General features: G+C 73.2%; 15 protein-coding genes. 5 read left to right on the forward strand and 10 right to left on the reverse strand.

The features are described from left to right. Positions 1-65: 65 nt before the first annotated feature. The 5 genes from ACA511_RS18215 to ppdK all read right to left on the reverse strand — a co-directional run bounded on the left by ACA511_RS18215 (position 66) and on the right by ppdK (position 7,534). Positions 66-1,238 (reverse strand): MFS transporter, encoded by a 1,173-nt coding sequence (locus tag ACA511_RS18215; protein ID WP_375025534.1) that lies wholly within the window; start codon positions 1,236-1,238, stop codon positions 66-68. A 23-nt stretch (positions 1,239-1,261) separates the two neighbouring features. Beyond that, positions 1,262-2,488: an NAD(P)/FAD-dependent oxidoreductase gene (locus ACA511_RS18220; RefSeq protein WP_375025535.1), complete on the reverse strand. Its 1,227-nt coding sequence runs from the start codon at positions 2,486-2,488 to the stop codon at positions 1,262-1,264. Positions 2,489-2,608: 120 nt separating this feature from the next. Beyond that, positions 2,609-3,883, reverse strand: coding sequence for a deoxyguanosinetriphosphate triphosphohydrolase (locus tag ACA511_RS18225; protein ID WP_375025536.1), 1,275 nt, complete (start codon positions 3,881-3,883; stop codon positions 2,609-2,611). Positions 3,884-3,916: 33 nt separating this feature from the next. After that, the gene (locus ACA511_RS18230; RefSeq protein ID WP_375025537.1) at positions 3,917-4,702 is read right to left on the reverse strand and encodes a YdcF family protein; all 786 of its coding nucleotides are present in this window, start codon (positions 4,700-4,702) and stop codon (positions 3,917-3,919) included. Positions 4,703-4,834: 132 nt separating this feature from the next. Beyond that, positions 4,835-7,534: a pyruvate, phosphate dikinase gene (gene ppdK / locus ACA511_RS18235; RefSeq protein WP_375025538.1), complete on the reverse strand. Its 2,700-nt coding sequence runs from the start codon at positions 7,532-7,534 to the stop codon at positions 4,835-4,837. Positions 7,535-7,848: 314 nt separating this feature from the next. Between ppdK and ACA511_RS18240 the strand changes: the two genes are divergently transcribed. From ACA511_RS18240 to ACA511_RS18255, 4 genes are all read left to right on the forward strand, one after another. Beyond that, positions 7,849-9,735 (forward strand): glycoside hydrolase family 15 protein, encoded by a 1,887-nt coding sequence (locus ACA511_RS18240; protein WP_375025539.1) that lies wholly within the window; start codon positions 7,849-7,851, stop codon positions 9,733-9,735. Positions 9,736-9,843: 108 nt separating this feature from the next. Beyond that, positions 9,844-11,013: a septum formation family protein gene (locus ACA511_RS18245; protein WP_375025541.1), complete on the forward strand. Its 1,170-nt coding sequence runs from the start codon at positions 9,844-9,846 to the stop codon at positions 11,011-11,013. Next, a complete protein-coding gene (locus ACA511_RS18250) occupies positions 11,010-12,098 on the forward strand; it encodes a septum formation family protein (protein ID WP_375025542.1) in 1,089 nt (362 codons plus the stop codon). Before ACA511_RS18245 ends, ACA511_RS18250 begins: the two co-directional genes overlap by 4 nt. Before the next feature lie 55 nt (positions 12,099-12,153). Next, entirely contained in the window at positions 12,154-13,236 is a 1,083-nt protein-coding gene (locus tag ACA511_RS18255) for a septum formation family protein (RefSeq protein ID WP_375025543.1), read from the forward strand. An 84-nt stretch (positions 13,237-13,320) separates the two neighbouring features. Here the strand turns inward: ACA511_RS18255 and secD are convergent, their stop codons facing one another. Then, positions 13,321-15,588 (reverse strand): protein translocase subunit SecD, encoded by a 2,268-nt coding sequence (gene secD, locus ACA511_RS18260; RefSeq protein ID WP_375025544.1) that lies wholly within the window; start codon positions 15,586-15,588, stop codon positions 13,321-13,323. 64 nt (positions 15,589-15,652) lie between these two features. Further along, the gene (locus tag ACA511_RS18265; protein WP_375025545.1) at positions 15,653-16,099 is read right to left on the reverse strand and encodes a hypothetical protein; all 447 of its coding nucleotides are present in this window, start codon (positions 16,097-16,099) and stop codon (positions 15,653-15,655) included. A 298-nt stretch (positions 16,100-16,397) separates the two neighbouring features. On the opposite strand from ACA511_RS18265, the gene ACA511_RS18270 reads away from it, so the two are divergent. Next, complete coding sequence (locus tag ACA511_RS18270) at positions 16,398-17,060, forward strand: hypothetical protein (RefSeq protein ID WP_375025546.1); 663 nt, start codon at positions 16,398-16,400, stop codon at positions 17,058-17,060. Between the two features lie 134 nt (positions 17,061-17,194). Here the strand turns inward: ACA511_RS18270 and ACA511_RS18275 are convergent, their stop codons facing one another. From ACA511_RS18275 to ACA511_RS18285, 3 genes are all read right to left on the reverse strand, one after another. Then, complete coding sequence (locus ACA511_RS18275) at positions 17,195-18,583, reverse strand: glycine--tRNA ligase (RefSeq protein WP_375025547.1); 1,389 nt, start codon at positions 18,581-18,583, stop codon at positions 17,195-17,197. A 170-nt stretch (positions 18,584-18,753) separates the two neighbouring features. Continuing rightward, positions 18,754-20,064, reverse strand: a complete 1,311-nt coding sequence (locus tag ACA511_RS18280) for a glycoside hydrolase domain-containing protein (RefSeq protein ID WP_375025548.1) — start codon at positions 20,062-20,064, stop codon at positions 18,754-18,756. 128 nt (positions 20,065-20,192) lie between these two features. After that, positions 20,193-20,477, reverse strand: a complete 285-nt coding sequence (locus ACA511_RS18285) for an antibiotic biosynthesis monooxygenase family protein (RefSeq protein WP_375025549.1) — start codon at positions 20,475-20,477, stop codon at positions 20,193-20,195. Between the last annotated feature and the right edge of the window lie 14 nt (positions 20,478-20,491).

Consider the following 20,491-nt stretch of genomic DNA (forward strand, 5'->3'; position numbering starts at 1 on the left):
CCTTACCTGAGTAGGACATATGCGAAAGTCATCACCCCACTAAAAAGAGCAATTCGTTCTTTCCGTCAGCCTTCGGCGGTGGCCGCGGCCGGTGCGAGCAGGACGATCAGCCCGACCAGCGCGACGGGCACCGCCAGCGCCCACCCGAGCCCCACCCCCTGCGCGACGAACCCGATGACCGGCGGGCCGCCGAGCAGGCCGGCGTAGCCGACCGCGGTGACCCGGGAGATCCCGGCCGCGGCCGGCACGCCGGGCAGGTTGCCGGCCGCGCTGAACGTGACGGGGGCCACGACCGCGGCGCCGAGGCCGAACAGCGTGAAGCCGGCCACGGCCGCCGCCGGGTGCCCGGCGGCGAGCCCGAGACCGAGGCCGAGCGCGGCCACCAGCGACCCGGCGCGCAGCACCGGGACCGGCCCGAACCGCGCGACGACCCGGTCCCCGCCGAGCCGCCCGGCGGTCATCGCCACCGCGCAGCCGGCGTAGCCGAGCCCGGCGGCGCCCGGCCCCGCCCCGAGGTCCTCCCGCAGGTAGACGGCGCTCCAGTCGGCCATGGCGCCCTCGCCGACGAACGAGCAGAGCCCGATGACGCCGAGCATCGTCAGCGGCCACCGCGACGAGGAGCGCGCGGGGCGCGCCCCCCCGCCGCCCGGCTCGGGCATGGCGTCGGCGGAGCGGTCCAGCAGCCCGCGGCACCCGCCCGCGACGAGGACGCTCAGCAGCACGGCCGCGGCCGCCAGATGCAGCGGGACGGGCACGCCCGCGTGCGCGGCCGCCGCCCCGGCCAGCGCGGACAGCAGCGTCCCGATGCTGTAGGCGCCGTGCAGGCCGGACATCAGCGGGCGGCCGTAGCCGCGCTCGACGGCCACGCCCTGCGCGTTCATCGCCACGTCCATCAGGCCGAGCGAGCCGCCCATCAGCAGCAGCGCGACGAGCAGCGCGGGCAGGTTCCAGGCGAGGCCGAGCGGGACCAGCGACAGCGCGGCGGCGACCCCGGCGGCCACCGTCGTCGCCCGGCTGCCCCACCGGGCGACGATCCGGCCCGCGAACCGGACGGCGGCCACGACGCCGACCGGGGCGCCGAGCAGCGCGACGCCCATCGCGCCCTCGCCGAGCCCGAGATGCTCCTTGATCTGCGGGATGCGGGCGACCCAGGCGGCCGCGACCAGCCCGTGCGCGGCGAACGCCGCCGTCACCGCGAAGCGGGCCCTGCCGAGCCGCGCGATCTCCTCCGTGGCCATCCGGCAGACTGTACGGGGCGCGCTCAGGCGAGGTCGGCCAGCGGCGTGCCCGGGTCGGCGAGGCGGGCGGCGTCCACCGGGCGCCCCGAGCGGATCAGCGCCTGGACGTCCCCGGTGACGTCCCACACGTTGACGTTCATCCCGGCGACGACCCGGCCGCCGGACAGCCAGAACGCGATGAACTCGCGGGACGCCCGGTCCCCCCGGTACACGACCTCGTCGTACTCCCCCGGCGCCGCGACGCCGGACATCTCCATGCCGAGGTCGTACTGGTCGCTGAAGAAGTACGGGATCCGGTCGTAGACGACGTCCTGGCCGAGCATGGCGCGGGCGGCGGCGGGCCCGCCGTTCAGCGCGTTCGCCCAGTGCTCCACCCGGATCCGCCGCCCGAGCAGCGGGTGGTAGGCGTTGGCGACGTCCCCGGCGGCGAAGATGTCGGGGTCGGACGTGCGCAGCGACTGGTCGACGAGGATCCCGTCGGAGACCTCCAGGCCCGCCTCCTCCGCCAGCGCGGTGTTGGGCCGCGCCCCGATGCCGACGATCACCACGTCCGCGGGCACCTCCGCGCCGCCCGAGGTGACGACGGCCGACACCTGCCCGGCGCCCCAGAACCCGGCCACGCCCTGGTCGAGCCGCAGGTCGACGCCGTGCTCGCGGTGCAGGTCGGCGAACATCCCGCCGAGCTCGGGACCCATGGCGGCGTGCAGCGGCGCCGGCTCCGGCTCGATGATCGTCACGTCGTTGCCGTAGGAGCGGGCGGCGGCGGCCGTCTCCAGCCCGATCCAGCCCGCGCCCGCGACCACGACGCGCCGCCCGCCGTGCGCGAGCGCCTGCTTCAGCGCCGCCGAGTCGGCCATCGTGCGCAGGTAGTGGATGCCCTGCAGCTTGGACCCCGGCACCTCCAGGGTGCGGACGGACGCGCCGGTCGCCAGCAGCAGCCTGCCGTAGCCGACCGGCTCCTTGGTCGACAGCCGCACCTCGTGCGCGTCCCGGTCGATCGAGGCGACGGAGGTGCCGAGCCGCAGCTCCACGTCGTGCTTGTCGTACCAGTCGGCCTCGTGGACGTGCGCCTTCTCGCGCGCCTCCTTGCCGAGCAGGAACCCCTTGGACAGCGGCGGCCGCTCGTACGGCCGTTCGATCTCGTCCCCGACCAGCAGGACCCTGCCCGCGAAACCCTCCTCGCGCAGGGTCTCCGCCGCCTTGGCTCCGGCCAGGCTCGCTCCGGCGATGACGAACGTCTCCTCGGGCATGGCGACCTCCTGTAGTTGACCTTTAGCCATCCCTACAGCGCCCCCTGTGACGAGACAAGGGCGTCGCCGGGCGCGTCCAGGCGTGTTCTCACGCCGCGCCCGGCCGGAGACGCCCGCCCATCAGCGCGGACGTCCGCCGAGCATCCGGTGCCGGGCCATCGCGGACAGGTCGGTCAGCGAGGCGATCTGGTCGATGACGGCGCGCAGCCGGGCGGCGTCGTCGGCGGCGTCGGTGAACGCCTCCCGGAACCCGGGGTCGAGCGTGCCGGGCGCGCCGGCCAGCATCATCTCGGCCAGCTCGGTGATCAGCGTCCGCTGGCGGGCCCTGACCTCCTCGTGGCTGATCCACACGTAGTGCGCGGTGATGCCCTTGAGCAGCGCGTTCTCCAGCCGCTGCACCCGCGGGACGATCAGCTCGGCGGCGTACCGGGTCAGCGGGCGGGGGCCGTAGGCGTCCCGCGTCGCGGCCTCGGCGGCCAGGCAGAACCGGCCGATCAGCGTGCTGGTCAGGTTCTTCAGGGCGGCGAGGCTGCGCGGCGTGCCGTCGTAGCGGTCCGGCCAGCACGGCTCGGCGAGCAGCGCGGCGAAACGCTCCTCCAGCTCGCCGAGATCGGCGTCGGCACAGTACAGCTTGGCGGCGGTGACGGCGACGAGGCGGCGCTCGGCGGGGTCGGCGAGGCGGGCGAAGTCGACGTGCCCGGCGACCAGCGCGTCCTCCAGGTCGTGGACGGAGTAGGCGACGTCGTCGCTCCAGTCCATGACCTGGGCCTCGAAGCACGTCCGGCCGTCCGGCGCGCCCTCCCGGACCCAGCCGGCGACGTCGCGGTCGTCGTCGTACACGCCGAACTTCCCGTTCACCGCGCCGGCCTGCGACCACGGGTACTTCATGGCGGCGTCCAGCGCCGCGCGCGTCAGGTTGAGGCCGACGCTGCGCCCGTACAGGGGCGGGCCGTCCGGCGCGAACGACTTCGGCTCCAGCCGGGTCAGCACGCGCAGGCTCTGCGCGTTGCCCTCGAAGCCGCCGCAGTCGCGCGCGACGACGTCCAGCGCGCTCTCGCCGTTGTGGCCGAACGGCGGGTGCCCGATGTCGTGCGACAGGCAGGCCGCCTCGACCAGGTCGGGGTCGCAGCCGAGGGACTTGCCCAGCTCGCGGCCGACCTGGGCGCACTCCAGCGAGTGCGTCAGCCGGGTGCGCAGGCTCTGCACGGTGTCGGCCACGGCGTCCGCGCCGGGCGAGGCGACCTGGGTCTTGGCGGCCAGCCGCCGCAGGGCGGCGCTGTGCAGGACGCGGGCGCGGTCGCGTTCGAAGGCCGTCCGGTCGCGGCGCTTGGCCGGCTCGGGCGCCCACCGCAGCCGGTCCCGCGCGGCGTAGTTCTCAATGATGTCGCTCGTCATGGCCCTATCCAGGGTAAGCGGGCACGATCAGGCTCAGCGCGTCGGCGACCCGGAGGGCGACGGCGGCGGGGACGGCGTGCCGGACGGGTCGATCCGGATGCGCTTGATGGTCTCGTCCGGCACCTGGACGCTCTTGCCCAGCAGCACGTACGACAGGTAGCCGCCGGTCTCCCGGACGATGTAGTTGAACTGCGTGTCGCGGGTCTGGACGCTGGGGCCGCTGCGGGTCGGCGAGACGGCGGCCTCGATGCCCTGGTCCCCGGCCATCTTCTTCGAGCGCAGCCCGTGCCACGGGTCGGTGACGATCACGGCGGACGACCAGTGGTGCCGGTCGAACTCCGCGCCGACGGCCTTCAGGCTCGCGAGCGTGTCCCGCCCGTCGGGCACCGCGAAGACCTTGGACGCCGGCACCCCGCCCTCCTTGATCAGCCAGGCGCGGCCGGTGCCCGCCTCGGTGTAGTCGTCGCCCGGCGCCTTGCCGCCGACGGTGACGATGGCGGGCGCGACGCCGTCGCGGTACAGCTTCAGGGCGTGCTGCAGCCGCCATTTCAGCGTCGGGGACGGCACCCCGTTGTACTGCGCGGCGCCCAGCACGATGATCGCGTCGGAGCGGGGCCGCTCGTCCTGCCGGGCCTGGTACCAGATCCGCGCGCCGACGGTCAGCGGGGTCAGCACGGCGATCGCGAGCAGCCCGAGGACGACGCTCAGCGGGACGGTGACCCAGAGCGGCCGCCGGCGCCGCTCGCGCGGGCGGTCGGCCCGCTCCTCGGCGGTCGTCTCTTCGTGCTCGGGCTCCGGCAAGTCCACTTCCAACGTCATCGCATCGGACACACTATTGAGATGGTCCGGGGCGCGTCCGAAGTTCACGGATACCGCGTGTCGCGGAGCCCACACCCGTTCCGGCGGCCGGATTCCCGCGTGCGGGGAACCGGCCGCCGGCGCCGGGCGTCGTCAGCGGGTGTCGCCGCCGCCCGGCGCGTCCGCCGCGGCGATCGCCGCGCGGCCGGCCTCCAGCCGGGCCACGGGGATGCGGAACGGCGAGCAGGACACGTAGTCCAGGCCGACCTCGTGGCAGAAGTGCACCGAGTCGGGGTCGCCGCCGTGCTCGCCGCAGATGCCGAGCTTGATGCCGGGCCGCGCCCTGCGGCCCTCCTCGGCGGCGATGCGGACGAGCCGCCCGACGCCCTCCCGGTCCAGCGTCTCGAACGGCGACACCCCGAAGATGCCGAGTTCCAGGTAGCGGGAGAAGAACGCCGCCTCGACGTCGTCGCGTGAGAAGCCCCACGTCGTCTGGGTGAGGTCGTTGGTGCCGAAGGAGAAGAACTCGGCGGCCTCGGCGATCTGCCCGGCGGTCAGCGCCGCCCGCGGCAGCTCGATCATGGTGCCGATCAGCGCCGGGACGTCGACCCCGGTGGCCCGCCTGACCTCGTCCAGGATGCCGCGGGCCTCGTCGCGGACGGCCTCCAGCTCCTGCACCGCGCCGACGAGCGGGATCATGATCTCCGGGCGCGGGTCGCCGCCCGCCCGCCGCCGCGCGGCCGCGGCCTCGGCGATCGCGCGGACCTGCATGCCGAACAGCCCGGGAATCACCAAACCGAGCCGCACGCCGCGGAGTCCGAGCATAGGGTTCTGCTCGTGCAGCCGGTTGACCGCCTCCAGGAGCCTCCGGTCCTTGGCGTCGGCGCCGTCGCCCGCGAGCGCGACCCTGACCGACAGCTCGGTGATGTCGGGAAGGAACTCGTGCAGCGGCGGGTCGATCAGCCGGATCGTGACGGGCAGCCCGTCCATCGCCTCGAAGATGCCCTCGAAGTCGCTCTTCTGCAGCGGCTCCAGGGCGTCCAGCGCGGCCTGCCGCGCGGCGCCGTCCCCGGCGAGGACGAGCTCCTCGATGAGCCGCCGCCGGTCGCCGAGGAACATGTGCTCGGTGCGGCACAGGCCGATGCCGGCGGCGCCGAACCGGCGGGCGCGCGCCGAGTCCTCCGGGTTGTCGGAGTTCGCGCGGACCTTCAGCGCCGCCCGCGCGTCGGCGTGCCGCATGACGCGGTCGACGGCCGTGACGAGGTCGTCGTCCTCGCCGGGGGACAGCTCGCCCTCGAAGTACCGGACGACGGGCGAGTCCTCGACGGGCACCTCGCCGAGGTAGACGTCGCCGGACGACCCGTCGATCGAGATGACGTCGCCCTCGGTCACCGTGACGCCGCCGGGCGCGGTGAACTGCCCGTTCTTGACGTCGACGTCCAGTTCCTCGGCGCCGCAGACGCAGGTCTTCCCCATGCCGCGCGCCACGACGGCGGCGTGCGAGGTCTTGCCTCCGCGCGAGGTGAGGACGCCCCTGGCCGCGACCATGCCGGCGAGGTCGTCGGGGTTGGTCTCGCGGCGGACGAGGATCACGTCCTCGCCCCGCCCGGCGAGTTCCACCGCGCGGCCGGAGGTGAACACGACCTTGCCTACGGCCGCGCCCGGCGAGGCGTTCATGCCCCTGGTGAGCTTGCGGACGCCGTCCACCCTGCTGGCGAACCGGGGGAACATGAGCTGCGCGAGCTGGTCGCCGGTGACGCGGCGGGCCGCCTCGTCCACGTCGATGAGCCCCTGGTCGAGCAGCTGGCAGGCGATGCGGAACGCCGCGGCGGCGGTCCGCTTGCCGACCCGGGTCTGCAGCATCCACAGCTTCCCGCGCTCGATCGTGAACTCGATGTCGCACATGTCGCGGTAGTGGTTCTCCAGCGTCTCCATGATGTCGAGAAGCCGGTCGTAGGACGCCTTGTCGATGCGCTCCAGGTCCTTGAGCGGCACCGTGTTGCGGATGCCGGCGACGACGTCCTCGCCCTGGGCGTTCTGCAGGTAGTCGCCGTAGATGCCCTGCTGGCCGGACGCGGGGTCGCGGGTGAACGCGACGCCCGTCCCGGAGTCGAGGCCCATGTTGCCGAAGACCATCGAGCAGATGTTGACGGCGGTGCCGAGGTCGACGGGGATGCGCTCCTGCCGCCGGTAGAGGATCGCGCGGGGCGCGTTCCAGGAGTCGAACACCGCCTTGACGGCGAGGTCCATCTGCTCGCGCGGGTCGGTCGGGAAGTCCCGCCCGGCCGACTCCCGGACGATGCCCTTGAACCGGCCGACCAGCTCCTTGAAGTCGTCGGCGACCAGGTCGGCGTCCTGGTCGCTGCCGCGGGCGCGCTTGACCTCGTCGATGGCGTCCTCGAACAGGTCGCCGTCGATGTCCAGCACGGTCTTGCCGAACATCTGGATCAGCCGCCGGTAGGAGTCCCACGCGAACCGCTCGTCGCCCGCCTGCGCGGCGAGCCCGTGCACGGACTCGTCGTTCAGGCCGACGTTGAGGACGGTCTCCATCATGCCCGGCATGCTGAACTTGGCGCCGGACCGTACGCTGACCAGGAGCGGGTCGTCGCTCTGGCCGAGCTTCTTCCCCATCGCGGACTCGAGGTCGGCGAGGTGGGCGTTCACCTCGTCCGGCAGGCCCTCGGGCAGGTTCCCGTGCTCGAGGTAATGCCGGCAGGCCTCGGTGGTGATCGTGAACCCGGGGGGCACGGGCAGTCCGAGGTTGGTCATCTCGGCCAGGTTGGCGCCCTTGCCGCCCAGCAGGTCCTTGAGGTCCTTGTTTCCCTCAGTGAAGTCGTACACGAACTTCGGCACGGGGAGCTCCTTCTCGCTCCGGTTCCACCCAGTGGCAGGTCCGGGCCCGTCTCGCCGGGGGCGCGCTCCGTCGCGTTCCCCCAGGCAGAAGCGGGTCCGCTGCCCTGTTTGCCGGGACTGTACCCGCGCCCGCGGGGACTGTTCGGCGCCCGGTGCTCCGGAGGGAGTTTTCCCAGCTCAGACCGCAGATAATGGTCTATTCCAATGAGGAGACCAACGCCACACGGCGCCCGGGGGCCGGTCGGGGCATCCGATCGGCCCGCCTGGCGCGGCCATGGACGGAAGAGGGAATGATGGATCAAGGAGGTGAGGCTTTGAGGCCGAAGGTCGCCGGTGGCCGGGCGGGAGATCCGTTCGCCCCCATAGCCGATTACGGGTTCCTGTCCGACTGCGAGACGACCGCCCTGGTCGCTCCGAGCGGGAACATCGAGTGGATGTGCCTGCCGAAGATGGACTCGCCGAGCGTGTTCGGGTCGATCCTGGACCGCGACGCCGGGTACTTCCGGGTCGGCCCGGCGGGCGTGGAGGTGCCCGCCGCGCAGCGCTACATCCCCGGGACCATGGTGATGGAGACCACCTGGTGGGTGCACGGCGGCTGGCTCGTGGTGACGGACGCCCTCCTCATGGGCCCGTGGCACCACGAGACGGAACGGTCCCACACGCACCGCAGGGCCCCGACGGACTACGACGCCGACCACGTCCTGCTGCGGATGGTGCGGTGCGTGAACGGCCAGGCGCAGGTCCGGCTCGACTGCATGCCGGTGTTCGACTACGGCCAGACGCCGGCGCGCTGGGAGCACACCGGCGCCGGCTATCACGAGGCCGTCGCGCGCGGCAACGGCATCGGGCTGCGGCTCACCACCGACATGAACGTCGGGTTCGAGGGGTCGCTCGCCACGTCCCGGACGCTGCTGAAGCAGGGCGAGTCCCGCTTCGTGGCGCTGTCGTGGAGCGAGCACGCGGCGCCCTCGTCGTGGGAGGAGGCGCAGGAGCGGCTCGTCTGGACCGTCCACCACTGGCAGCACTGGCTCGACCGGGGCCGCTTCCCCGACCACCCGTGGCGGAGCCACCTGCAGCGCAGCGCGCTGACGCTGAAGGGGCTGACGTTCGCGCCGTCGGGCGCGGTCGCGGCGGCGGCGACGACGTCGCTGCCGGAGGCGCCGGGCGGCGACCGCAACTGGGACTACCGCTACACCTGGATCCGCGACTCCACGATGGCGCTGTGGGCGTTCTACACGCTCGGCTACGACTGGGAGGCCAACGACTTCTTCTACTTCATCACCGACGTCGCCGAGGCCGCCGAGGGCAAGCTCCAGATCATGTACGGGCTGGACGGGCGGGAGGAGCTGCCCGAGTCCACGCTGGAGCACCTCACCGGCTACGGCAACGCCCGTCCCGTGCGCATCGGCAACGAGGCGTACATGCAGGCGCAGCACGACGTGTGGGGCGCGATCATCGGCTCCATCTACCTGTTCGTGCGCAAGCGGGACCGGCTGGACGACCGGCTCTGGAAGATCATCATCAAGCAGGTGGAGGACGCCCTCGCCAACTGGCGCACCCCCGACTGCGGCATGTGGGAGGTGCGCGGCGAGCCGCAGCACTTCACCTCCTCGAAGGTCTTCTGCTGGGTGGCGGCCGAGCGCGGCGCCCGGCTCGCCCGCGTCCGCGGCGACCAGGACCGGGCGCGCCGCTGGCAGGCCGCCGCCGACGAGATCCACGCGGACGTGCTCGCCAACGCGCTGGACGAGCGCGGCGTCTTCACCGCCCACTACGGGGCGACGACGCTGGACGCGTCGGCGCTGCTGATCCCGCTGCTCGGCTTCCTGCCCGCCGACGACAAGCGCGTCCGCGAGACCGTCCTCGCCATCGCGGACGAGCTGTCGGAGGACGACCTCGTCCTGCGCTACCGGGCCACGGAGACCGACGACGGGTTCGAGTCCGAGGAGGGCACCTTCACCATCTGCTCGTTCTGGCTGGTCAGCTCCCTGGTGATGATCGGCGAGCTGGAACGGGCGCGGGCGCTGTGCGAGAAGCTGCTGTCGTACGCGAGCCCGCTCCAGCTGTACGCCGAGGAGATCGACCCGCACACCGGCCGGCACCTCGGCAACTTCCCGCAGGCGTTCACCCACCTCGCGCTGATCAACGCGGTGATGCAGGTGATCAGGGCGGAGAACGACGAGCCGCAGCCGCCGCTCGCCTGACGGCCCGTGGCCGGGGCGGGCGCCCCGGCCACGGAACCGCTGGTCACAGATTGATCGACTTCTGTCGGAATTGCCCCTTTCGCTGGACGTTCCGGTTACCGTTCCGCCGTGACCACGCCACCCCCCACTGACGACGTCCCGGACGGCCCCGCCGAGCCCGCCGAGCCCGCGCAACCCACCAAGCCCGCCGAGCCCGCCGAGCCCGCCGAAGAGAGCGGCCCGGCCTCCGACTGGGCCGAGCCGGACGCGTCTCCGCCCGCCACGGCCCCGTCCCCCGCCGGACCGCCCGCGCCGCAGCCGCCCCCCGCGCTGCCGCCCCGCCCCGCGCGGACGAACCGGCTCGCGATCGCGGCCCTGGTCACCGGCCTCCTCGGGCTGCTCCCGCTCGCGGCCGGTTTCGGCATCGCCGCGCTCGTCCAGGCCGGCCGCAGGGGCGAGAAGGGCAAGGGCCTCGCCATCGGCGGCCTGGCGGCCTCGGCCGTCTGGGTCGTCGCGGGCGTGGTCGCGGCGACGGCGGTCGCCGGCTCCCTGCTCACCGTCGAACGGGACGAGTCGGGGCACGTCTCCCGGAGCGACAGGGTGCTCCCCGGCCTGCTGCGCGTCGGCGACTGCTTCACCGGTTTCAACGGGGACGCCCGGACCTCGCTCGTGACCGCGCTGCCCTGCACGCAGCCGCACGAGGGTGAGCTCGCCGCCAAGCTGCGCCTGCCAGACGGCCCCTACCCCGGCGAAAAGGAGGTCTTCGAGCTGGCGAACCAGGCGTGCTCCCAGCGGCTCATCGACCTGGAGAAGAGCAGGTACAGCGAGCACCTCCAGCCCTACGCCGCCGCACCGGGCCGGACGGCCTGGCGGAGCGGGGACCGGGAGGTGCTCTGCCTGATCCAGATCGAGGGCGCCGGGAAGATCACCCTGCCGCTCGCCCAGACCCTGGATCCGAACCTGAAGCTCTGGTACGAACTCGTCCGCGGCGACTGCCTCGGCAAGTGGGACGGGGAAGCGATGGCCCAGCGCACGCTCTCCTGCACCGAGGAGCACTGGAGTGAGGTCTACGCCGTCTTCGAACTGAAGGACGGGCCGTACCCGGGCACGGGGAAGGCCGACCGGCGGGCCGAGGACGGCTGCGACGACCGCTACGACCGGGCCTTCCGCGGGGGCCGCACCCCGGACCTGGTCATGCGTGTCCCCCCGGCCAAGGAGGACTGGACGGCCGGCGTCCGCACCGTCGTCTGCCTGGGCGAGAGCGAGGACCGCCCGCTGAAGAAGCCGCTGCTGCCATGACCTCGCCCCCGCCCGACGACGCCCCCGCCTGGGCCCCTCCGGACGCCCCCGCGCCCGACGCACCCGCCCCTGGCGCGCCGGCTCCCTACGCACCGGCCCCGCACGCCGAGCCGTCCGCCGCGCGGCGCCGGACGAACGGGTTAGCGGTCGCCTCGCTCGTCACGGGGCTGCTCGGCCTGGTCCTGCCGGCGGTCGGCTTCGGCATCGCCGCGCTCGTCCAGGCCGGGCGCCGCGGCGAGAAGGGCCGGGGCCTCGCCGCCGGCGGGCTGGTGGCGGCGGCCGTCTGGACCCTCGTCTTCAGCGTCGTGGCGGTCATGGCCGCCCACCGCGTGCAGGACACGGCCCGCCGGATCGACACGCACGGCAAGACGTGGGCGTCCGACCTGCGCGGCGGTGACTGCTTCAGCGCACTCGAAGAGCGGTCGACACGGATCCTCCTCGTGCCCTCGCCTTGCGACCGGCCTCACGAGGGGGAGATCGGCGCTGAGGTGACCCTGCCCGCCGCGGCGTTCCCCGGCGACCGGGCCGTCGCGGAGATGGCCCGGAAGGAGTGCGGCGAGCGCACCCGGTTCCTGAGGCAGAGCACCTACGGGAACCGGCTCGAACTGTACGCCGACCGTCCCGACGAGAAGGCGTGGAAGGACGGCGACCGCGACGTGCTGTGCCTCCTCCGCTACCCCGGCCCGGATCGGCTCACCGCACCGCTCCTCGCCACCAAGGAGACGGAGCTGGTGCCGCTGGCGCGCCTCGCCCCCGGCGACTGCCTCACCAAGTGGCAGATCAGCGGATTCCTGCCAGCCATCGACTGCCGCCTGGAGCACAAGTTCGAGGTGTACGCCGTGTTCACGCTGCGGGACGGCGAGTGGCCGGGCGACGAGGCGGTGGCACGCGACGCGGACGAGGGGTGCCGGAGCCGCTGGGAGGCGATGTTCGGCCCCGCCGGGCCGCGCGTGCCCGCCGACCAGGGAGCGGACCGGCACTACGAGGCGCCTGTCCTGGACAACTGGATGAAGGAGAACCGGCAGGTCACCTGCCTCATCACCGGAACCATCGGCCTGCTGAGGGGATCGGTGGTGCCGAAGTGAGCCCGCTGGAACGACCGCTCCGCACGAACTGCCCGCCCCCGCCTCCGGAGATCCCATGACCACCCCTGACGACGAATCGCCGAACGAGACCGCACCCGCCTGGGTGGCGCCGGACGCGCCCGCCGAGCCCCCGCCGGATGCTCCGCCGGCGATGGGGCCGCCGCTCACCGAGCCGCCCATCGCGGGCCCTCGGCGAACGAACCGGTTCGCGGTCGTCGCGCTCGTCGCGGGCCTGCTCGGCATGGTCGTCTTCGCGGTCGGGTTCGCGATCGCCGCCTTCGTCCAGGCCGGGCGCCGGGGCGAGCGGGGCAAGGGCCTCGCCGCCGGCGGTCTCGCCGCGTCGGTCGTCTGGGTCGCCGCCGTCGCCGCCGCCGTGACCGTCGGGCCGCTGCCCCCGGGCTCGGCAGAACCGGGCGCCCGCGAGGACGGCAAGGTGGCCGTGACCACGTTGCGGCCGGGCACCTGCTTCAGCGAGTTCGAGGAGACGCCCGACGGCATGTTCGTGCGGCCGCTGCCGTGCGCCACGCCCCACCGGGGCGAGATCAGCGGCGAGACGGAGCTTCCCGATGTGCCGTACCCGGGCGAGCGCGAGGCGAGCGACCGGGCGTGGACGGCGTGCCGCGACCTGACCGGCTTCCTGGAGCGCAGCCGCTACGGCAAGGACCTCGAACTGCGGGTCGCGCCCCCGGACGAGGACGCGTGGAAGGACGGGAAGCGCACGGCGCGGTGCCTGATGAGCTACACCGGGTCCGGCCGGCTGCAGGCGCCCCTCGACCAGACCATGGAGACGAAGACGCAGTACACCACCGAGCTCGCGCCGGGAGACTGCGTCGAGAAGTGGAGCGACAACGGCGACCAGCCCCTCATCCCGTGCACCAAGGAGCACGAGTACGAGGTGCTCGCCTCCTTCACGATGCACGGCGACGAATACCCGGGCGACAAGGGAATGGAGAAGAAGGTCCTCGCCAGGTGCGTCGGGTTCGCACGCAAGGCCTGGGGTGCGCGGCCCCCGTCCGAGATCGCCGACCTGGCGTACGCGGCACCGGACAAGGGCGGCTGGGAAGGCGGGAACCGGTTGGCCTTCTGCCTGGTCACGGGCGTCAACGGGCCGCTGAAGCGCTCCGTGGTCCCGCACTGACCGCGGAGGCGGCGCGCGAGCCCCGGAGCGGCGGGCCGCGACACCCGCCGGCGCCCGGGACGGGGCGCCGGCGGACGGGCGGGGCTAGACGACCGCGCCGGAGCTGTCGGCGGTGCGGCGGACGGGCTTCTTGCCCTTGCCCTGCGGCGGCGGGGCCTTCGCGAAGCGCTCCAGGACGACGGCGATGGGCGTCGCGGTGAAGACGCTGGAGTACGTCCCGACGACGATGCCGATCAGCAGGGCGATCGCGAAGTCGGTCAGCGAGTCGCCGCCGAGGACCGCGAGCGCCGCCAGGATGAACAGCGCGCCCATGCCGGTGTTGATCGTCCGCGGGACGGTCTGCAGCGTGCCCCGGTTCGCGATGTCGGCGAACCGGCCCTTGGGATTGTTCCCCCACAGCTCCCGGACGCGGTCGAACACGACGACGGAGTCGTTCACCGAGTACCCGATGATGGTGAGCAGCGCGGCGAGGAAGACCCCGTCGATCGGTTTGCCGAGCCAGGCGAACACGCCGGTGACGATCGTGATGTCGTGGAACATGGCGAGCACCGAGCCGGCCGCGAACGTCCAGCGGAACCGGATCGTCAGGTAGGCGAGCTGGACCAGCAGCGCGACGCCGAGGGCGATCAGCGCCTTGGTCCGCAGCTCGTCGCCGAGGCTCGGCCCGATCAGCTCGTCGCGCTGCTTGGCGGCGCCGCCGCCCTCCTTCGCGAGGGCCTCCTGGATCCGCTTCTCCTCGTCGTTCGTCAGCTCGGACGTGCGGACGGAGATGTCGTCCTCCCCGGACGTCTGCACGACGGCGCGCGGGAACCCGGCGTCGGCGACGGCGGCGCGGGCCTTGTCGATGTCGACGTGCTGGCTGGTGGAGTACTCGACGAGGCGTCCGCCGGTGAACTCCACGCCGAAGTTCAGCCCGCGGGTGAAGATCCCGGTCATGGCGATGACGACCGCGAGGACGGAGATCCCGATCCACATCCGGCTGCGCTTCATGATGTCGGGGCCGCTGGTCTCCAGCCAGTTGCGGATCCGTCCGGCGCCGCCGAGGCCGCCCATCCTGCCCTTGCTGAGCCGGGGCATCCGCGCGGCGGCGGCGTCGGTGAGGACGCGGCTCAGCAGCATCGCCGAGATCAGCGAGCCGAGCACGCCGATGGTCAGCGTGACGCCGAACCCCTTGACCGGCCCGGACGCGAGGAAGAACAGCAGGCCGCCGGCCAGCAGCGTGGTGACGGCCGAGTCCGCGATCGCCGACCACGCCTTGTTGAACCCGATGGACAGCGCCGCCCGCGCGCTGCGGCCCGGCGCCGCCGCCCGTTCCTCCCTGGCCCGTTCGAAGGCCAGCACGTTGGCGTCGATCGCCATGCCGACGGCCAGTACGAAACCGGCGAGGCCGGGCAGGGTCAGCGTCGCGCCGATCGCGACGAGGGCGCCGTAGGAGATCAGCGCGTAGCCGGCGAGCGCGACCGTGGCGAGCAGGCCCACGAGCCGGTAGACGAGGATGATGAACAGGCCGGTCAGGATGATGCCGATGACCGCGGCCTTGGCGCTGGCGTCGATGGCCTCGTCGCCGAGCGTCGGGCCGACCACCCGCTGCTCGATGATCTTCACGGGGACGGGCAGCGAACCGCCCTGGATGAGGGCCGCGAGGTCCTTGGCCTCGCTCGCGGTGAAGTCGCCGGTGATCTGGGTGGAGCCGCCGGTGATGCCGACGCCGCAGGGCACGCTCTCGGTCACCTGCGGGGAGGAGATGACCTTGCCGTCCAGGACGATCGCGACGCGCCGCTCGTCGCCGGCGGCGCAGGCGGCCTTGGCGGTCAGCTTCTCCCAGGTCTTGCCGCCGCTGCCCTTGAAGTCGACGTTGACGGCCCAGCCGCCGAGGTTCTGCGCGTCGTAGGAGGCGCTCGCCTCGCCGATGCCGGCGCCGGTGAGCGCGGCGGGGCCAATGAGGATCTGCTGCCCGCTCTCGTCCGGGATCAGCTGCTGGCCCTGCTCGGCCTTGCCGGTGTTGGGCAGCACGGGGTGCGCGGTGAGCTGCGCGGTCTTGCCGACGGCCTCGGTGGCGCGGGTCGGGTCCTGGACGTCCGGCAGCTCGACGATCAGCCGCCGGTCGCCGGACCGGGTGATGGACGACTCGGCGACGCCGAGCGCGTCGATGCGCCGGTGCAGCACCTCGCGGGCGCGGTCGGTGGCCTCGCGGTCGGCCTTGACGGTCGGCGAGTTCTGCGTCTCCAGGACGATCTGGGTGCCGCCGCGGAGGTCGAGGCCGAGGCGGGCTGGTTTTGACCAGGCGAAATAGAACGATGTGGCGAGCACGGCGAACGCCAGTACCGCCCGCACCACGTTGGCGCGCGTCAAGAGGGAACCTCCACACGGGGGCTTCGGCGCCGCGCCTCAGCGTGCGGCACCGCGGACAGGTGGCTCAGATCCGTGCGGGGGAGGGAGGTGCGCGCCCGCGCGGGACGGCGCGCGGCGCGAGGTCGGGCGAGAGGGGCGCGGCGGCGGGCGGGGCGAGGCGCCCGCCCGGCGGCGGGACGTCGGCGCCGGACGCGGGCAGCGCGGCGTGCGGGGGCTGCGCGCTCGGCGCGGCGGCCCCGGCGGCGTGCCGAGCGACGGCGACGACGGCGCGTTCCCGGACCTGCTGGACGTGCCGGGCCGTCCGCGGCTTGGTGGACGACCTGGAGCGGACGGGCGCCTTCGCCACCTGCGCGGGCCGGACTCCGGAGATCGCCCCGGTGGCGGACGCGCCGCCGTGGGCCCCGGCGCCGACCGGCCCGGCGACGAAGCCGAGCATGCCGAGCAGGAGGAGGAGCACCCGGGCGGCGGGGAGCCGCGACCAGGCGAGGGGGGAGCGCAGCGCGTCGCGCATTCCGCCCTCCCCGGTCATCGCGGCGAGCCGTCCGGTCCGCCCATCCCGCCAACCTAGCCCAGGTTCCCCAAAGCGGAGACGCCGTTCGCCCTCGTCCGCCCAAACACGGAAGCAAATCGCCGTCAAGGCGGCCCGGCGCGACATTGCCGTCACCCGTCCCGCCGTCCGCGCCCGACCAGCAGACACTCGCCGGTGTCCCAATGCGGCCAGGCCGCAATCGGCCGTCCGCCATTGCCCGGCCGCCCAACGCGAATTACTTTCGCGTATGCCCACCCCGAACCGGACAGAGGAGTTTCCGGTGGCACGTATCAGACAGACCGCGATCGTCGGGACCGCCGCGCTGGCCGTCCTCGCCGCGGGGGTCGCCCCCGCGTACGCCGCGGGTACCACCATCCGCAAGGGCTCGGCCTCGGCCGCGGCCTACTCCGGCAACGTCCAGGCGTCGCTGCTCGGCAACGCGACGGTCTCCACGTCGATCGGCAGCGGCTCCTGCAGCCAGTCGACGATGACCGGCCGGATCAACTCCGACGGCACCGGCCTCAGCATCGCCGCCGCCGACTTCAGCAGCTGCACCGGCACCGCCAACGTCACCATCACCCCGCAGGCCCTGCCGTGGAGCGGCGGCAGCGTCGCCTACGACTCCGGGCACACCGGCAACCGCGACGCGGCCGTCACGATCGCCAACTTCAAGGTCCAGGCCGTGGTGGACCTGTTCGGCGGGATCACCTGCGTGTTCGGCGGCTCCCTCACCGCCTCCGGCTACAACCCCGACAACGCCAACCGTCCCGTCACCGGCAACAACCAGGCGCAGGTCGGCGTGAACGGCGCCACGGTGAACAAGCAGTCGGGCAGCAACTTCCTGTGCCCGTCCACGGCGACCGTCACCGCCACCTACCAGCTGCGCGGCGAGACCACCGCCGGCTCCGGCGCCTACGACCAGACCCTGTACGTCACGGGCTGATCAGACCGCTCCCCCTGTTCGCTCCCATACGGACACGCTCCCAGAACGAAGCGGGCCGCCCCCGGCATACGGGGGCGGCCCGTGGCGGTCTCCCAGGAGCCCGCGGCGGTCTCCCGGCGGTCTCCCGGCCGGGGTCAGCAGCCGACGAGCTGCGCCGCGAGGAACGCCTCGACCTGGCCGATCGCGATGCGCTCCTGGCTCATCGAGTCGCGCTCCCGGACGGTCACCGCGTCGTCCTCCAGGGTGTCGAAGTCGACGGTGACGCAGAACGGGGTGCCGATCTCGTCCTGGCGGCGGTAGCGGCGGCCGATGGCCCCGGCGTCGTCGAAGTCGACGTTCCAGTTCCGGCGGAGCCGCGCGGCGAGGTCGCGGGCCTTCGGCGACAGGTCGGCGTTGCGCGACAGCGGCAGCACCGCGACCTTGACCGGGGCGAGCCGGCGGTCGAGCCGCATGACGGCGCGCTTCTCCAGCTTGCCCTTGGCGTTGGGCGCCTCGTCCTCGGCGTAGGCGTCCATCATGAACGTCAGCGTGCAGCGGTCGACGCCCGCCGCGGGCTCGATCACGTACGGGGTGAACCGGTCGCCGGACTCCTGGTCGAAGAACGACAGGTCGGCGCCGGACGCCTTCGAGTGCGTCGTCAGGTCGTAGTCGGTGCGGTTGGCGATGCCCTCAAGCTCGCCCCACTCGCTGCCGACGAAGTCGAACTTGTACTCCACGTCGACGGTGCGCTTGGAGTAGTGGGACAGCTTCTCCTGCGGGTGCTCGAACAGCCGCAGGTTCTCCTTGCGGATGCCGAGGTCGACGTACCACTGCATGCGCTCGTCGATCCAGTACTGGTGCCATTCCTCGTCGCTGCCGGGCTTGACGAAGAACTCCATCTCCATCTGCTCGAACTCGCGGGTCCGGAAGATGAAGTTGCCCGGCGTGATCTCGTTGCGGAACGACTTGCCGATCTGCCCGATGCCGAACGGCACCTTGCGGCGCGCGGACTGCTGGACGTTCAGGTAGTTGATGAAGATGCCCTGCGCGGTCTCGGGACGCAGGTAGGCCAGGCCCGACTCGTCCTCGACGGGGCCGAGGTAGGTCTTGAGCAGGCCGTTGAACATCTTCGGCTCGGTGAACGAGCCCTTGACGCCGCAGTTGGGGCAGGAGATGTCGGCGAGGCCGTTCGCGGGCGGGCGGCCGTGCTTCTCCGCGTAGGACTCCTCCAGGTGGTCGGCCCGGAAGCGCTTGTGGCAGGACTGGCACTCGGTGAGCGGGTCGACGAACGCCTGGACGTGGCCGCTGGCCTCCCAGACCTCGCGCGCCAGGATGACGCACGAGTCGAGGCCGACGACGTCGTCGCGGCCCTGCACCATGGACTTCCACCACTGGCGCTTGACGTTGTTCTTCAGCTCGACGCCGAGCGGGCCGTAGTCCCAGGACGCGCGGAGCCCGCCGTAGATCTCGCTCGACGGGTACACCAGGCCCCGCCGCTTGGCGAGGTTGACGATCGTGTCCAGCACATCGGAACGGCGTGCCATGAAATCTTCTCCATCCGGCTGGCGGTCGGCGGGACAGTGAGTGCGCCCCCGGCCCGCGCGGGAGCGGCGGGCGGCGGCGAGTGTGATCCCCGGTGATGAGCCCCGGCGCGGTCGTCGCCGGCGCCGGAGAGCATTTCCCAGCTTAGGGCACCCGGCCGGTTGGAAAGGCCCTAGTAGACGCGTCCGTCCACGATGTTGCGGTCGATGTTGAGCGTGACGCCGCCGTGCCTCTCCTTGTGGGCGCCCCGGTACTGCTTGATGCGGCGGTGCGGGGACCACCAGCCGTTCGGCAGGAACGGGTCGTCGTAGACCGAGGCGCGGCCGTTCCAGTTGGCGAACCAGACGGCGGCGGGCTTGCTGATCCCGTCCGCCCGGCCGACGTCGCGGATGCCGGACTTCGCGCTGCTGTAGAGGCACGGGACGTAGCCCTCGCCGGCGAGCCGCTCCACCCACTGGTCGACGAACCGCAGGACGGCCGCCCTGCACGCCTTCTTCTTGGTGTTGTACGCCTCCATGTCGAAGTAGATCGGCTTGCCCTCCGGGACGCCGAGCGCCCTCGCCCTGCGGGCCGCGTCCACGGCGGCCTTCGCGCCCTGCCCGGCGGCGTTCTTGGCGGTGAAGCGCTGCGGGCGGCTCCCGCACGGCGCCTGGAGGCCGACGTAGGTGGGCGTGAGGCGGTACCCCATCTTGCGGACCTTCCGCACCCAGGACGCGGTGAGGTTCGGCTGGGCGCAGCCGCGTGCCGCGCCGCCGATGTAGATGTTGGTGACCTTGAACGAGGGCCGCCACGCCTTCATGGTGGCGAGCGACGGCGCCGTGCAGGTGTCGAAGCCCTTGCCGCGCACCCACGGGCGGTCGAGGCCGGCGTCCGGCACCGTGCCGTCCCCCGCGCCGTCTCCCGTGTCGTCCCCTGGGGCCTCCCGGCGGACGTCGGGGCTGGACGGCGCGCCGGACGCGCGGGGCGCCGCGGTCCATCGCGCGGAGACCCGGGCGCCGCGCAGGACCCGCTGGAGCCGCGCCGGGTCCCGCCCGTACACGCCGGTGATCGTGACCCCGGCCTCGGGCAGGGTGAGGCGCGTCTCGTGGCCGGCGTCCGGCGCGACGGTGAGCGCGGCGAGCCTGTCGGCGTGCACGACCGTCCGCGAGCCGCGGCCGCCTGCGGCGGGTTCGATGTGGACGGCCTCGGTGCGCCCGACGACCCGCGCCGGGCAGTCGGGCTGCGGCCCGGGCCGCCCGAGGTAGACGGCGTGCCGGTCGTACCGGACGCACTGGGACGGGTCCGCGTCGAGCCGGTGGACGGCCCAGCCCGCGGGGACGGGGACGCGCAGCCCGCGGTACTCGACGACGCGCGCCCCGCCGCCCTCGGTCGGCCCGGCGGCCGGGCGGGCAGCGAGCCGCTCGGGAACCGTCCCGGCGAAGGCGAGGACGGGAGCGACCGCCGCCGCCCCGGAGAGCACGCTGAACAGGACGGCATGGCGCATCGCAACTCCCCCGAGGACCGCGGCATGATCGTGCAGGGGCAAAGATGACCATGCCCGGGGCGGCGAAACCGGGCCAGGGCGCTTCTTGCCCGGTGGTTTCCCCGCTCGTGAACCGGCGGGGCGCCGGGTCAGGCCGAACTGACGACCTCGTAGGCGCCGGGCTCGTCCACCGCCAGCACGGCGAGCGGCATGAACTGGAGCCGGATCTCGTACCCGCCGAGCGCGCGCCGGTAGTGGCCGGCGCCGTCCCACTCGGTGACGAGGGCCCACAGGCCGGGGTCGTCGACGGTCCGGGCGAGGCGGCCGGAGCGGAAGCCCGGGGCCGCGGACAGCGCGGCCAGCACCGCGGTCATCCGCTCGGCGAATCCGTCGGCCTCCTCGCCCGGCACCCGGTACCGGGTTATCGCGATCATCCGTCCATCCTGGC

Origin of the sequence: Actinomadura sp. GTD37, assembly GCF_041951365.1 — a bacterium.
In the GTDB taxonomy this organism is placed as follows: Bacteria; Actinomycetota; Actinomycetes; order Streptosporangiales; family Streptosporangiaceae; genus Spirillospora.

Coding starts and splice junctions, on each gene's coding strand:
- ACA511_RS18215 (WP_375025534.1), bottom strand. CDS start 1,238: ATGGCCACGGAGGAGATCGCGCGGCTCGGCAGGGCCCGCTTCGCGGTG.
- ACA511_RS18220 (WP_375025535.1), bottom strand. CDS start 2,488: ATGCCCGAGGAGACGTTCGTCATCGCCGGAGCGAGCCTGGCCGGAGCC.
- ACA511_RS18225 (WP_375025536.1), bottom strand. CDS start 3,883: ATGACGAGCGACATCATTGAGAACTACGCCGCGCGGGACCGGCTGCGG.
- ACA511_RS18230 (WP_375025537.1), bottom strand. CDS start 4,702: ATGACGTTGGAAGTGGACTTGCCGGAGCCCGAGCACGAAGAGACGACC.
- ACA511_RS18250 (WP_375025542.1), top strand. CDS start 11,010: ATGACCTCGCCCCCGCCCGACGACGCCCCCGCCTGGGCCCCTCCGGAC.
- ACA511_RS18255 (WP_375025543.1), top strand. CDS start 12,154: ATGACCACCCCTGACGACGAATCGCCGAACGAGACCGCACCCGCCTGG.
- ACA511_RS18265 (WP_375025545.1), bottom strand. CDS start 16,099: ATGCGCGACGCGCTGCGCTCCCCCCTCGCCTGGTCGCGGCTCCCCGCC.
- ACA511_RS18275 (WP_375025547.1), bottom strand. CDS start 18,583: ATGGCACGCCGTTCCGATGTGCTGGACACGATCGTCAACCTCGCCAAG.
- ACA511_RS18280 (WP_375025548.1), bottom strand. CDS start 20,064: ATGCGCCATGCCGTCCTGTTCAGCGTGCTCTCCGGGGCGGCGGCGGTC.
- ACA511_RS18285 (WP_375025549.1), bottom strand. CDS start 20,477: ATGATCGCGATAACCCGGTACCGGGTGCCGGGCGAGGAGGCCGACGGA.